Source organism: Halorubrum tibetense, assembly GCF_055396225.1.
The window spans coordinates 2192247-2204263 of sequence record NZ_AP043742.1; the positions used below are offsets into that span (position 1 = coordinate 2192247).

The 12017-nt window shown below is 67.4% G+C and carries 15 protein-coding genes; 6 read left to right on the top strand and 9 right to left on the bottom strand.

Going from position 1 to position 12017, the window contains the following annotated elements; translation table 11 throughout:
* Nucleotides 1-18: 18 nt before the first annotated feature.
* The 5 genes from ACZ5TV_RS10925 to ACZ5TV_RS10945 form a co-directional block, all read right to left on the bottom strand.
* Complete coding sequence (locus ACZ5TV_RS10925; protein ID WP_379779771.1) at nt 19-837, bottom strand: cytochrome b family protein; 819 nt, start codon at nt 835-837, stop codon at nt 19-21.
* Nucleotides 838-841: 4 nt separating this feature from the next.
* A complete protein-coding gene (locus tag ACZ5TV_RS10930; protein ID WP_379779773.1) occupies nt 842-1651 on the bottom strand; it encodes a cytochrome b in 810 nt (269 codons plus the stop codon).
* Between the two features lie 7 nt (nt 1652-1658).
* Nucleotides 1659-2048 (bottom strand): DUF7318 family protein, encoded by a 390-nt coding sequence (locus ACZ5TV_RS10935; RefSeq protein WP_379779775.1) that lies wholly within the window; start codon nt 2046-2048, stop codon nt 1659-1661.
* Nucleotides 2045-2701: a halocyanin domain-containing protein gene (locus ACZ5TV_RS10940; RefSeq protein ID WP_379779777.1), complete on the bottom strand. Its 657-nt coding sequence runs from the start codon at nt 2699-2701 to the stop codon at nt 2045-2047. The genes ACZ5TV_RS10935 and ACZ5TV_RS10940 overlap by 4 nt, the downstream gene beginning before the upstream one ends.
* Before the next feature lie 96 nt (nt 2702-2797).
* Nucleotides 2798-3622, bottom strand: coding sequence for a DUF7319 domain-containing protein (locus tag ACZ5TV_RS10945; protein ID WP_379779779.1), 825 nt, complete (start codon nt 3620-3622; stop codon nt 2798-2800).
* A gap of 198 nt (nt 3623-3820) precedes the next feature.
* Here ACZ5TV_RS10945 and ACZ5TV_RS10950 point away from each other — a divergent pair, with 198 nt between their 5' ends.
* Nucleotides 3821-4306: a DUF7321 family protein gene (locus tag ACZ5TV_RS10950; RefSeq protein WP_379779781.1), complete on the top strand. Its 486-nt coding sequence runs from the start codon at nt 3821-3823 to the stop codon at nt 4304-4306.
* A gap of 127 nt (nt 4307-4433) precedes the next feature.
* Nucleotides 4434-5054: an HAD family hydrolase gene (locus ACZ5TV_RS10955; RefSeq protein ID WP_464383830.1), complete on the top strand. Its 621-nt coding sequence runs from the start codon at nt 4434-4436 to the stop codon at nt 5052-5054.
* A gap of 54 nt (nt 5055-5108) precedes the next feature.
* Here ACZ5TV_RS10955 and ACZ5TV_RS10960 read toward each other — a convergent pair whose 3' ends face one another.
* Complete coding sequence (locus ACZ5TV_RS10960; protein WP_379783927.1) at nt 5109-5978, bottom strand: MBL fold metallo-hydrolase; 870 nt, start codon at nt 5976-5978, stop codon at nt 5109-5111.
* A gap of 2 nt (nt 5979-5980) precedes the next feature.
* Nucleotides 5981-7849, bottom strand: a complete 1869-nt coding sequence (locus ACZ5TV_RS10965) for a radical SAM protein (RefSeq protein ID WP_464383831.1) — start codon at nt 7847-7849, stop codon at nt 5981-5983.
* Nucleotides 7850-8080: 231 nt separating this feature from the next.
* Here ACZ5TV_RS10965 and ACZ5TV_RS10970 point away from each other — a divergent pair, with 231 nt between their 5' ends.
* The 3 genes from ACZ5TV_RS10970 (at nt 8081) to ACZ5TV_RS10980 (ending at nt 9232) form a co-directional block, all read left to right on the top strand.
* Entirely contained in the window at nt 8081-8317 is a 237-nt protein-coding gene (locus ACZ5TV_RS10970) for an antitoxin VapB family protein (RefSeq protein ID WP_379781527.1), read from the top strand.
* A complete protein-coding gene (locus tag ACZ5TV_RS10975) occupies nt 8253-8708 on the top strand; it encodes a type II toxin-antitoxin system VapC family toxin (protein WP_379781529.1) in 456 nt (151 codons plus the stop codon). Before ACZ5TV_RS10970 ends, ACZ5TV_RS10975 begins: the two co-directional genes overlap by 65 nt.
* Before the next feature lie 128 nt (nt 8709-8836).
* Nucleotides 8837-9232, top strand: coding sequence for a hypothetical protein (locus tag ACZ5TV_RS10980; RefSeq protein ID WP_379781531.1), 396 nt, complete (start codon nt 8837-8839; stop codon nt 9230-9232).
* 145 nt (nt 9233-9377) lie between these two features.
* Here ACZ5TV_RS10980 and ACZ5TV_RS10985 read toward each other — a convergent pair whose 3' ends face one another.
* Both ACZ5TV_RS10985 and ACZ5TV_RS10990 read right to left on the bottom strand, forming a co-directional pair.
* A complete protein-coding gene (locus ACZ5TV_RS10985) occupies nt 9378-10310 on the bottom strand; it encodes a hypothetical protein (RefSeq protein WP_379781533.1) in 933 nt (310 codons plus the stop codon).
* A gap of 5 nt (nt 10311-10315) precedes the next feature.
* Complete coding sequence (locus ACZ5TV_RS10990) at nt 10316-11827, bottom strand: DNA methyltransferase (RefSeq protein WP_464383832.1); 1512 nt, start codon at nt 11825-11827, stop codon at nt 10316-10318.
* A 32-nt stretch (nt 11828-11859) separates the two neighbouring features.
* Between ACZ5TV_RS10990 and ACZ5TV_RS10995 the strand changes: the two genes are divergently transcribed.
* Nucleotides 11860-12015 (top strand): DUF7559 family protein, encoded by a 156-nt coding sequence (locus ACZ5TV_RS10995; RefSeq protein WP_379781537.1) that lies wholly within the window; start codon nt 11860-11862, stop codon nt 12013-12015.
* The last annotated feature ends 2 nt before the right edge of the window (nt 12016-12017 follow it).

A 12017-nucleotide genomic window follows, 5' to 3' on the forward strand; every position in this document is an offset into this window, starting at 1 on the left:
GAAAACGACCGGTCGCCGCTACTTCGGCGGCCGCAGCATGTAGTACCGGCGATTGAGGTCGTACATGTACCCCTCGCGCATGGTTTTCAACACGGCGTAGGTGATGACCGCGCCGACGATCGGCAGCAGGAACACCAGGTTCAACAGCAGATCGAGCTCGATCGGGACGAAGTTCTGGATGGCGAGCACCCCCAGCGTGACCGAGAATATCACGCCGGAGACGCCTACTGCGGCCCAAAACGGCTCCTCGACCGGGCGCCGAGCGCTCCCCTTGTTCAGGAACGGCACGAGCGTGATGACTCCGAAGATCACGCCGTGTGCCACGAGCCCGTACAGCTCGTCGGACATAACCTTGTCGCCGCCGAGGATCGCGAGTTCGGGGTTGATCGGGTCGAGGTGGAGCAGCCCGAACGACCAGTAGAGGTACCAGTCGGGCAGGATGACCGCCGGCGTCGACCCGGGGTTCGCCGGATCCCCGAAGTGTGGCGGGAGGATCGCCGACACGAGAAGCATGACCCCGATGAAGAAGCTCGTGATAGCGAGGTTCCGGATCGTCTCGTGTGGCCACGCCGGGAAGCCAAGGACGTCACGTTCGACGTACGTTGACTCCGCGCGGAGGTCCTCGTCCTCGCGGCGGGACCGCTCGAAGTACTGATAAGTGAGACGGGAGAGCCCCTGGGACCGCTCCTTCCGCTCGGTCCACGTCGGTGTCTCGTCGTCCGGCGGCACCGTCGCCGGTGGCCCCCCGTCCGTGCGCGCTTCCTCGTCGGTTCCGCCGTCGGTCACCGCCCGCTCGGCGTCGGTCGCGTCGGTCGGTGTATTGGTGTCGTCGGTCATTGTATTAGTGCGGCTCCGCGATCCCCTGCACCCAGACGATGCCGACGTGGAGCGCGATGAGCGCCGTCACCACGAACGGCAGGACGAACACGTGCAGGATGTACATTCTCACGAGCGTCGCCTGCCCGAGGGTGAACCCCCCGAACAGTAGCTGGGCCGCCCATTCACCCACTAAGGGGGTTGCGAGCGCCATCTCGACGCCGATCTGTGCCGCCCAGAAGGACAGCTGCTTCCACGGCAGGACGTATCCGGAGAACCCGAACAGTAGCGTCAGGCCGATGAGCACGATCCCGAGGATCCAGTTGACCTCACGCGGCTCCTTGTAGGAGCCGGTGAAGTACACCCGGAGCATGTGGAGGAACACCGCCGCCACCATGAACTGGGCGGACCAGCGGTGGATGGAGCGGAGCATGAACCCGAACTGAACGTCCTGCATGATCTCCACGAGGGAGTCGTACGCCGCCGTCGGGTCACCCTGTGCGACAGCGCCAGCGGTCGACGGGGAGTAGTAGAACCCCAACAGCGCGCCGGAGACCGCCGCCACGAGGTACGCGATGATCGACAGCGACCCCAGCGAGTACAGCGGGTACCAGTACCAGAACTTGTTGTCCAGATCGTACTGTTCGGTGTGGCTCTTCGGCATCTGGAGGTTCGCGCGGTAGTACATCGTCTCCAGCAGTTCGAGGTAGTCGACGATGCGCAGCCGCTTGTCCATCCAGATGAGCGTGGTCAGAAAGGCGGTCTCGATGACCGTCAAGTCCTGCGTCTTGAGCCACGCGTTGTGGTCCATCTCGTCGTTCTTTTTCAGGCTCATTGGGTGATCACTTCTTGTAGTACGGGTAGACAGCCCGCTTCAGGGTCTCCACGGCGTTGCCGGTGTCGACGCCGACGCCGTCTTTGTCCTCTTCACGGACGTACAGGTCCTCCCACTTTCTGCGGCGCTTCTTGACGATCATCACGTCCGGGAGGAACTCCTTCCGATACAACAGCAGGATGAACGCCAGATCGACGAAGATCAGCGCCAACAACGCGCCCATGTACATGTTGCCGAACTCCGTCGACGCCCACCCGAACATCAGGCCATAGACGAACAGGAAGACGAAGACGACCTCGATGACCGTGAGGAGCACGATCGCGATGGCGGCGGCAGTGCTCTCGCGGGCCGGCTCGTACCGGTGGATGTCGCCGTACGAGGAGCCGCTTGAACTCATCGGCCACCTCCGTGTCCCGTGTGGGCGGACTCGCCGTACTTCAACATGTAGAACGTGAACACGAACGTGAGGATGATCCCGAACATCGACGCGATCCCGACCCAGTGGGCGTGGATCGGAACGCCGACGTGAGCGATGTCCTCCGGCCAGCCGGTGGCGCCACCGGCTTCGATGACGGGAACGTCGTCGCCGACGGCGACCGCACCGAACATGTTGACGCCCCGATGGGGCACACAGACGTACCCCGTTCGACCGGGGTCCTCGAACGTGTGCTCGTACTCGTGGCCGGCCTCGTCGACCGGGCTCCCGCTGTCGAGGTCGTGGGTGTTCTCGAAGTCGGTGTTCTCCCCGTCGGTAACGACGTTGTGGCCGCCGCCCTCGCCGGTCCACTCCCAGACCACCGTCGTTCCCTCGTCTATCCAGATCCCGGCCGGGCTAAACGCGAGGTTGCCACCGTTCCCGCTCGCGCCGACCTCGACGCGTACCTCGTCCTGGCCGCGGAGGTCCTGAAACCCCCCGTCGACGCCGCCGAGGTACCCCTCGAAATCGGGCTCTCCCGCCCCCTGTCCCGCGACCGATCCGGTGGCCGCGTTCGAGGCGGCGAGGGCGGCGGTAGCACCGCCGGCCGTTCGCACGAAGTCCCGCCGTTTCATACAGGCTCACTCAGGACGGCGCGCGCTTAAACCCACCGACTGTGGGCGTTCGCGCGGTGCGTGGTAGGATGTTTGAAACGGTCGAATTCGGCAGCTTCACCCGTCCTCGTTCTCGTCGGTGACGACCTCCCCATCGACCGGCACGAAGTCGGGTCGCTCCTCCGCCTCGCGGAGGGCGCGCAGGCGGTTTCGGTACTCCTCCGAGCGGAACCGATCCGACAGTCGCGCGTTCGCGACCATCGCGAACAGGAACACGCCTGCGAGGAGGAACGCCAGCCCGACTGCCGGGGCGATCACGCCCTCGAGATCGGTGAACACGGACGCGCCGAGGAGCGCCCCGCCGGCGATCGTCAGGACCGCGGCGACCACCTGGATCATCAGGTTCCCGAACTCGCCGGTTCCCTCCGGGACGGTATCCGGATGTGGGAGCGACCAGTCCGCCGGCGGCTCCGGGACCTCGTACGACTCCATCGCCGCCAGCGCGACGATCGGCTCCACGTCCCTGAGGACGGTCCCCCGCCCGCTCACCTCCCCCGTGGGACGAACGATCGCGTACCCCTCGTCCGAGTAGACGACGATCCGCTCCTCGCCGTCCTCGCGGACGCGCTCGAGGAGTCCGAACACTTCCCGTCGGGCGATCCGCGATTTCAGTTCGGCCTCGACCCGTTCGAGCAGCCGGTCGCCCGTGATCCACGTGTCGGGATCGAATGCGGCGTCCCACTCCTCCGCGCTCATCCGCGCCATGTCCTCCGGGCCGAAGTCGTCGAAATCGTACTCGGCGTCGACCCGCTCCCGGAGGGCATCGAGGTCGGCGTCGCCGCTCCCGTCGTCCGTCTCCGTCCCGCTCTCGACACCGGGGTCGGGTCCATCGGGCTCCTCGCCGGGTCCATCGGGCTCCGACCGCGTCGGGGAGTCGTCCATCGAACGCCGGTACGTGCTCCGACGGGTAACTGTTTTCGTCCGTCGTCGGAGCGCGGGAATCGTTCTCGACCGACCGCGGGAACCGCCGCCGGTGGCCGCCGTAGATCCTGCTCCCCGGGAACCGAAACCGCCGCTCCCATGATCGGCGTCCGGTCGCGGATCGCGGGGCTTTACGCGCTCGGGGCCCAACCGATCGATATGGTCGACGAGTCGGTGATCGCGGCGGTGGCGGGGCTGTCGGTGACCGCGAGCCTCCCGTTCCTGCTGTACGGGGCGTGGATCATGATCGACGCCGAGACGGTCACGTGGAACGTGTTGACCCGCCACTTGCGATACATCGTCGTCGGACTCCTGTTGACGACCCTCCCGATCCTCACGTGGATGCTCCCGCGGATCCTCGGCCAGCTCACCGGTGATGCGGTTATCCACGCCTTCTTCGGGCTCCAGGCGTACGCGCTCCTCGTGTTCGCACTCACCGGGATCGTTCGCATCTTTCAGGCGAAACGGAACGCGGACGCCTACGACGATCCCGACGTCGATATCGACGAGATCCACGAGGACATGGGTCACTGGCGGAGTCGCCTCCGGGTCGGAGTCGCCGGGTTCATGCTCCTCTGGTTCTGTGCGTGGCTGACCGGGCTGTATCGGTTCTACGTCCTCCATCTGGTCCCGCTGTTGTCCTGACGCCGGGAGGGTCGAGTGTCGGGGACGGGCGGATCCGACCGCTAGAGACGAGCGGATTCCGACCACCGGAGACGAGCGGATCCCCGACCGACAGGTTCAATCCCGGTTTCCACGTATGACGCGTATCGTGGCAGTAACGTTCGATCTCTTCGGCACGCTCGTCGACGTGGACTACCCGGCCGATCCGGCCGAGATAGTCGCACGCGAACTGGAGTCCCGCGACGTCCGGGTTCCGGACGACTGGCACGTTGCATACGGCGAGCGGCACGTGGACGCGCCGGCGGGCGCGGAGGTCCCGATCCCGGCACACGTCTCGGCCGCGCTCGACTCCCGCGGCGTGAACGTCGCCGACAGCGTCGTCAGACACGCCGTCATCGCGGCGTTCGACCCCGATGTCACCCGACGCGACGGGGCCCTGTCCGCGGTGCGGACCGCGGCCGAACGGGGGCCGGTCGGCCTCTGTTCGAACTGTGCCGTCCCCGAACTCGTCCCGCGGACGCTGATCCGCGCCGGGCTCCGGGGCGAGTTCGACGCCGTGACGACGAGCGTCGGCTGTGGCTGGCGGAAACCCCACGCGAAGGCGTTCGAAGCCGCTGCCGAGGCGCTCGGCGTCGAGCCCGCGTCCCTGATCCACGTCGGCGACGACCCGACTACCGACGGCGGCGTCGTCGACGTCGGCGGGCGTTTCGTCGACGTGACGGAGACCCCGTTGGCGTCGATCGCGGGCGAGCTCGAGGCGGAGCCGTAGCCGGCACGACGCTTTGCCGGCGCCCCCCGAAGCCGACCGTACGCCCGGCCGACCTTACGCCCGCTCGCCCCACGAGTCGTCGACCCGCCCCTCCGCGACCAGCTTCTCCAGATGCGCTCGGACGGTCGCCCGTGCGAGATCCTCGACGCCGGACAGGTCCTTCTCGTAAGCGGCGGCGAGCACCCCGTCGAGGTCGGTCGCCCCGTTCCCGACCGCTTCAAGCACGCGGCGTTCGCGCGCTAGCCGGTGGTCGATCAGCCGCTGGCAGGCGTTCTCCGGGTCGTCGATCGCGGGACCGTGACCCGGCCAAAGCCGGTCGTATCCGGCGTCACGGACTCCTTCGAGGCTCTCCAGGTACGCGGCGATGTCGCCCTCGGGCGCTCCGACCACGACGCTGCCCGTCGCGACCGCGAGGTCCCCACAGAGCAGCTCCCGTGGCGCGTCCGCGCCGCCCTCGGTCGCGCCCCCCTCGACCGCGAAGGCGACGTGATCCGGCGCGTGACCCGGTGTATCGAGGACGCGGACCCCCGTCGATCCGAGGAGATCCCCGTCGCGGAACGTCGAATCCGGGTCGACACCCGTCGCCGCCCTGAAGCGATCGACGTGGTCGGCGTGCGCGTACACTCCCGCGTCGGTGCGATCGGCGTAGGTGGCGACGCCACCCACATGGTCCGGGTGGGAGTGGGTGACGGCGATGGCGTCAAGCGCGCCCACGCCGATCCGCTCGATCGCGGCGTCGAGTGCGTCCGTCTCGGCTGCCGGATCGACGAGGAGGCCGTCGACGAGGTAGGCGTTCGTCGTCCCCGTCGGTGCCCGCGTGTCGACCGGGACCTCGAAGCGGGTCGCTCCCGAGGCTTCCGCCGATGTCGGGTCCCCGGACGCGCCGGACGATCCCGGGTTCCCGGGCGGATCCGACGGCGACACCCTCAGTCACCCCGCCCGAGCGGGGAACGCGCGTCCGGCCCGGGGCCCGATCCCGGCGTGTCGCGGCCGGGGATCGACACGGCGGTGTCGCCGGCGACCGCGAACCGGGAGAGGTCCGCCACGCCGGCGTCGACGTCGTCGACGGAGTCGTACGGACGGCCGACGACGACATCGCCCGCTTTGCTTCGGTTGATCCCCGGGATCGCGGTCAGCTCGTTCATCGACGCGGCGTTGATGTCGAGCGGGTAGGGGACGCCCGTGACGGACCGGTAGCCGTGGTCGGTGATCGCCACGTCGATGGCGGTCCCGAGCTCGCGCTCGCCGGGAACGGCGACGAGCAGCGCGTACGTCCCGAGCTGCCGGCCGAACGTCTTTCCGTCTTGGTGGTACTCCAAGTGAACGTCGGGCAGGACCGTTCCCGGCGGCACCACTCGGTCGAGCATCGGGTTGTCGATCGTCTCGCGAACCTCGCGTTTGTACGCCTGGAACTGGTCTTTGTGCTCCTGAGCGATCTCCGCGCCCGTCTCGGCCATCTCCGTGCCCGCGAACGCCATCACCTGTCGGATGTTGATCCGGCGGAGCATCAGCCCCTCGTCGTACACCGACTGGAGGAACCGCTTGTTGTGTTCGTACGTCTCCGGCCGCTCGCCCGTCAGCCCGTGGACGAGGTTGATCCCGGGGAGGAGTTTCGGGAGCCGCGGCGAGGCGTCCGGACCGGTCGAGGGGCCGTACCGATACTCGTCGTTCGGGCCCGGGACGCCCCCGGGTGCGCCGGCCGGCTCGTCGCCCGGTCGCCACCCACCTTCCTCGTTGACGACGCGAACGGCCTCCAGACACTCCTCGGCGGTGACGAGCAGGTTGTTCTGCTCTTGAACCACGGGATCCGCGGATTCGAGCCCGAACGCCGCCGTGTCGCCGGGCGTGTTGTGCTCGGCGATGACCCGGATCGCCTCCCGGGAGGCTTCGGGGTACTCCGTGATCGTCACCGGGTTCATGTTGTCGAGGTGGAGCGTCTTCAGGTCGGGCGCGACCGCGCGGATGCCGCCGTACAGCTCGCGTAACGCGTCGGGGTTCGGGGCCTCGCCGTCGCCGCCGAACGCGAGGATGTCCGCCTGTCGGCCCAGCCGGAAGTGTTTCACTCCTCGGTCCGAGAGCGCGTCGACCTCGTCGACGACGGAGCGCGCCGCCCTGAACGCGGGGTTGCCGTACAGCGGCTCCGTACAGAACGAACAGCGGTACGCACACCCCCGGGAAGTCTCCATCTCGCAGATGAGGTAGTCGGGGTGGTTCGGATGCTGCTCGACGACGAACGCTCCCTTCGACGCCCAGCGGTCCACCTCCGCGTTGTCGCGCATCCGGTTGTTGAACCCCTCGAGCCCGGAGTCGACGAGGTCGTACGCGGCGGCCTCGACGTCCCCTTTGGCGACGAACTCGTAATCGAGGTCGTCGCGCTCCATCTCCTGTGCACCCGCGTTCTCCTCCCCGACGCCGAACCGCACCGGGCCGCCGAGCAGCGTGACGCCGTCGGCGGTCCAGCCGAGCTCGCGGACCTCGTCGGGCTCGGCGGGCGTCCCGCCGACGTACTTTCCCGGAACCGTCATCCCGCCGACGTAGACGAACAGGTCGGCGTCCGCCACGTCGGCGTGTTTCGACCGGTCCTCGCGGAGCTCGTCGATCGTGTGGTAGGTGATCGACGACTCGGGAACCCCCGCGTCGACGAGCGCGCCGGCGGTGTACCGCGGATACGTCGAGACGTACGGCGGCACGCCGAAGTGGGCCGGCTCGTCGACGTAGCCGTCGACGATGGTGACGGCGAGGTCCGTCGGACGCGGCGGGGCGGAGCCGCCGCCGGACGCGGGCGGAACGGTCATATTGCCGTCCCGTACTCGGTCGAGACGGAAAACGCGTGCGGATGGGCCGGGACGGTCGCATCGTCGATACGACAGACGGTCGAAAAGTCGTGAGGTGCCAGGCAACGGCGGGTGCCTCACAGATACGACGACAATATCTCGATCGCCCGGTCGAGCGGTTCATCGCGGATCCGGCAAACGTATGCCGTCATCAGGAAAGGTCTTTGCGAGTCTGCATACAACTGTATGCACATGTCGAAGAGCATCCGCCTCTCCGAGGACGCTTACGAGCGACTGGAAGCCCGCAAACGCGAAGAGGAGACTTTCTCAGACGTCGTTCTGAGGCTTGCAGGCGAGCGCTCCCTGCTGGAACTCGCGGGGGTCCTCAGCGACGAAGAGGCCGACGCCTTCCGCGAAGCCATCGATGAACGGCGCGATCGTCGGAGTGATGAGTTGGAGCGGATCACGGCAGAGATGGAGAAAGCGTAGCGTGCTCCGGGACACATCCTTCCTGATCGACCTGATGAACGGCGATGAAGACGCCGTGGAGAAAGCGAGGGAGTTAGAAACCGAGCTGATCCAACAGCGGCTTTCAGCGATGACGCTGTTCGAGCTGTACTACGGTATCGCTCGCTCAGGACAGTCGGGTGAGGAACGCGAGAAGGTTGAGAACGTCCTCGCCTCGAAGCCCATACAACCCGCCGATACAGCCGTAATGCGGAAAGCAGGGCGTCTCTCCGACGAACTGATGCGCGAAGGGAATGCGGTCGGTGACGGTGACGTGATTATCGGTGCGACAGCCGACGTCGTCGAGGAGCCCGTTCTCACACGAAACGTCGAAGACTTCGAACGCCTCGATGTCGAAGTAGAGACTTACTGAACGCACACTGGACAGCCAGTATCCTCCCGATACGCCATCTTCGACGTGACATCCTCCTCCGCCTTCAGGCGGAGGTATCCGTCGCGTCGTACCGTATCGTTTTACCCCTGGAAACGACATCGCCTCGTATGTCCCCGGACAAGCCCTCCCGCCGCCAGCGACTCGGCAGCTACGTCGCGATCGGCCTGTTCTGTGTGTTCGGCGTCGTCCAGTTCGCCGCCGCCGACCCCCGACCGTGGGGGGTCGCTGCCGGCTGGGCCGTGGCGACCGTCATCGTCTTCGGACCGCTCGCGTGGCTCGCGCGGGATCGACTTCCGCCAGATCGGCTGGAGACGCTCACCTACGTGGCCTTCGGCGGCGGGATACTGCTCGCGTCGCTACTGCTCGGTATCTCTCTGGCGTTCGAGCCCGCGCTCTTCCCGTACGGCCCCGGGGTCCTCGTCGGCGTCGCGCTCGGGACGCTCCTCGTCCTCCTCGCCGAACGAACCGTGGTTCCCGAGCGGCTGCGCAGCGCGGGTATATAAGGAGGTCACGAGCGGCCCCTGCTGCGTATATAAGTGATCTTCCCCGAAGTCGGCCACCTCGTCGGAGCGACCACTCACCGTACCAACGGCACACCGCATCGGCAACGCACTGCAGTACGGACCCACTGCAAGGACGACCCGCCACTCAGCGACCCCGCAGCGCGTATATATACCCCTCGACCGCGACGGCCTCCGGATCGACCGAGTCGCCGGTGACGGCGTACCCGCTCTCGAGCGCGCCGAACGCCCCGAGACAGGCGGCGACCGAGTCGAGGGCGTCGCCGCCGCCGTTCGCGACGATCCGGTCGAGGAGACGCTCGCCCGATTTATATGTGAGCTCGCCCGTCGCGGCCAACCCCTCCGCGTTCCGCCGCCGTCGGGTCGTCTCCGCGTCGCTCGCCCCTTTATATTTCGTCCGACACAGGCCGAGTGCGTCGAACACCGCGGCCGGGTACGTCTCGACGAGGGTCGGGCCGGCCGGGGCGTCAGGTCGCCACTCGAGAGCGTTTCCTTTTATGTCGCCCGCGGTGTCCATCGGTGCGACCCGAACGTCGTCGACGACGGGCGCGAGCACGTCCCGAATCCCGTAGAAGGTGATCGTGTCGGCGATGAACCCGTACGGCGAGCGCGCGCCCACGGCGGCGTCCGTCCGGCGTTTGTCGTAGGTTCCCTCGCCGTACTCGTCGGTCAGCGCGACACACCGCTCCGCGAACGCGCGGACCGGATCCGTGGCGTCGCCATCGGCGTCACCAACCAGCGACCCCGGAAAATCAGTTATAAATCCCCGCCACGAGCCGTATCCCGCCGCCTCGACGAGGAACGCCGGCAGCCCGAACGGGACGTCGAGGCCGACGACCGCGGCCTCGTCGAGCCCGCGGATCCAGTCGGCGAGCGCCCGCAACGCCTCGGAACGGGCCGCCGATGGGAGACTCAAGAACTCGACGAGCGGCTCGACGCTCCGTATCTCGATGCCACCGTCGACGACTGTTCCGGTCGTGATCCACGTCTTCCCGCCCGCGTCGCGCTCGGCGGCGCTGAAGTCGACCCCGTAGACGGGACGGGGGCGTTCGGTAGACACGGGAGTCACCCGAACGAGCCGAGCGTCTCCTGTGTCCCGCGCACGGTCTTCGTTTTGAGCCCGTCGGGGTCCTCCTTGATCGTCAACTCGCCCCGGTGAGCGATCAGGATACGGTCGATCTCCGTCGCCTCGCCCTTCGTCTCGCCCCAGATCCGCGATACTTTCTCGTTGTCGGGGACGCGGTCCTCGACGATCCCGCCGACCTCGAACCCGTCCATCGGCTCGACGACCGCGTCGGCGACCTCGCGGGCGAGGTTGATCACTTCGTCGCCCTGGTCGACGTCACCGATGACGAACGCCGCGACGCCGGTCTCGTCGTCGAGGACCTCGTCGGCGACGCGGAGGGTGTCGGTCATGAACTCCAGGTACTCCGCGAGATCGAGCTCGTCGTCCAGCCGCTCGTCGACGACGTCGGGCTCCTCGTCGAGGAACCAGAGCCGGATCCAGTTGTAGAGCCCGTACTTGAGCACCTTGAGGTACGGCGGGGAGGTGAACAGGAGGTCGACGCCGTCGCCGACGTCGCCCCCGGCGTCATCGATCTCCGCCAGCGCCTCGGGGAGGTCGCGCACGTCACCGTACACCGCGTGACCGCGCCGTTCCGGCCGCCCGTCGCTGTACACGGTCCGTAGCCGTTCGAGCAGCTTCTGGAACACGTCTCGGTCCGGGACCTCCAACCCCTCCTCCTCGATGTAGTTGCCGAGGTAGTTCTCCGACATCGAGAACGTGTTCGGCATCGGCACCGAGAGGTACGCGTCGCTCTGGCCGTGCATCACGCCGAGCAGCATCGCGGCGATGAAGTTGTCCACGTCCGACAGCGCGTGAAGGTCTTCCGGGACCCCCTGCTCTCCCAGGCCGAACTCGCGTTTGAGGTAGACGAGATGCCCGAGCGTCCGCTCGTGGTACAGCATTCGGATCCGGTCCGGTACGTCGTCCATCGGCGGTCGGGTGTACGCCGCGGAGAGCTCGTCGAGCCGCTCGGCGACCGCGGCCGACGGCGGCGGGTTCACCTTCGCGCGGGTGAGCACGTACGCCATCGGGTTGAGGTCGTTGCCGATCCCGACCCGCCCGTCGACACACGCCTGGAGCGCCGTCGTCCCGCGACCCGAGAACGGGTCCAGCACCACGTCCCCCTCGTCGGTCAGCTTCCGGACGAAGTAGTGCGGCAGCGACGCGGGGAACATCCCCATGTACGAACACATCGGGTGAAAGCTGTGCTCCCACTTGCGTTTCAGCGTCCGCCACGCCGGCTCGATCCCGTCGAGGTCGCCCATTACCGATCGGTGGGTGAGTCCGTCTAATGAAGCCGTCGGTGCCGCTCTTTCGTCGATCCCTCCACGGTCCGCCCGCATCCTCTCCCGACGACCGCTCGGCGGTCCGATCGCGTCAGTCTCGTCGCTACCGCCCTCGCCGCTGCCGCCCTCGCCGCTACCGCCCTCGCCGCTGCCGCCCTCGCCGCTACCGCCCTCGCCGCTGCCACTCCTATCGCCCGCGCCGCTATCGCCGTGATTCGAGGCCAACGTTGATTAGTCGCGCGGCCGTATCTGCACACATGCCTGCAACGAAGGAGGTCGAGTGTCTCACCGACGACTGCGACCTCGATATGTTCGAGAACCACTACACCTACGACGTCCCCGACGACCACGCGGTCGGCGACCTGACGTGCCCGTACTGTGGCGGAAGCGAGCTCGCCGAGATCGAGGTCTGACG

What these genes read in the sequence shown, in the direction of transcription:
- ACZ5TV_RS10950 (WP_379779781.1), top strand. Translation starts at nt 3,821, where the DNA reads ATGGTCGACGAGTCGGTGATCGCGGCGGTGGCGGGGCTGTCGGTGACC.
- ACZ5TV_RS10935 (WP_379779775.1), bottom strand. Translation starts at nt 2,048, where the DNA reads ATGAGTTCAAGCGGCTCCTCGTACGGCGACATCCACCGGTACGAGCCG.
- ACZ5TV_RS10930 (WP_379779773.1), bottom strand. Translation starts at nt 1,651, where the DNA reads ATGAGCCTGAAAAAGAACGACGAGATGGACCACAACGCGTGGCTCAAG.
- ACZ5TV_RS10965 (WP_464383831.1), bottom strand. Translation starts at nt 7,849, where the DNA reads ATGACCGTTCCGCCCGCGTCCGGCGGCGGCTCCGCCCCGCCGCGTCCG.
- ACZ5TV_RS10945 (WP_379779779.1), bottom strand. Translation starts at nt 3,622, where the DNA reads ATGGACGACTCCCCGACGCGGTCGGAGCCCGATGGACCCGGCGAGGAG.
- ACZ5TV_RS10940 (WP_379779777.1), bottom strand. Translation starts at nt 2,701, where the DNA reads ATGAAACGGCGGGACTTCGTGCGAACGGCCGGCGGTGCTACCGCCGCC.
- ACZ5TV_RS10970 (WP_379781527.1), top strand. Translation starts at nt 8,081, where the DNA reads ATGTCGAAGAGCATCCGCCTCTCCGAGGACGCTTACGAGCGACTGGAA.
- ACZ5TV_RS10995 (WP_379781537.1), top strand. Translation starts at nt 11,860, where the DNA reads ATGCCTGCAACGAAGGAGGTCGAGTGTCTCACCGACGACTGCGACCTC.
- ACZ5TV_RS10975 (WP_379781529.1), top strand. Translation starts at nt 8,253, where the DNA reads ATGAACGGCGCGATCGTCGGAGTGATGAGTTGGAGCGGATCACGGCAG.
- ACZ5TV_RS10980 (WP_379781531.1), top strand. Translation starts at nt 8,837, where the DNA reads ATGTCCCCGGACAAGCCCTCCCGCCGCCAGCGACTCGGCAGCTACGTC.
- ACZ5TV_RS10925 (WP_379779771.1), bottom strand. Translation starts at nt 837, where the DNA reads ATGACCGACGACACCAATACACCGACCGACGCGACCGACGCCGAGCGG.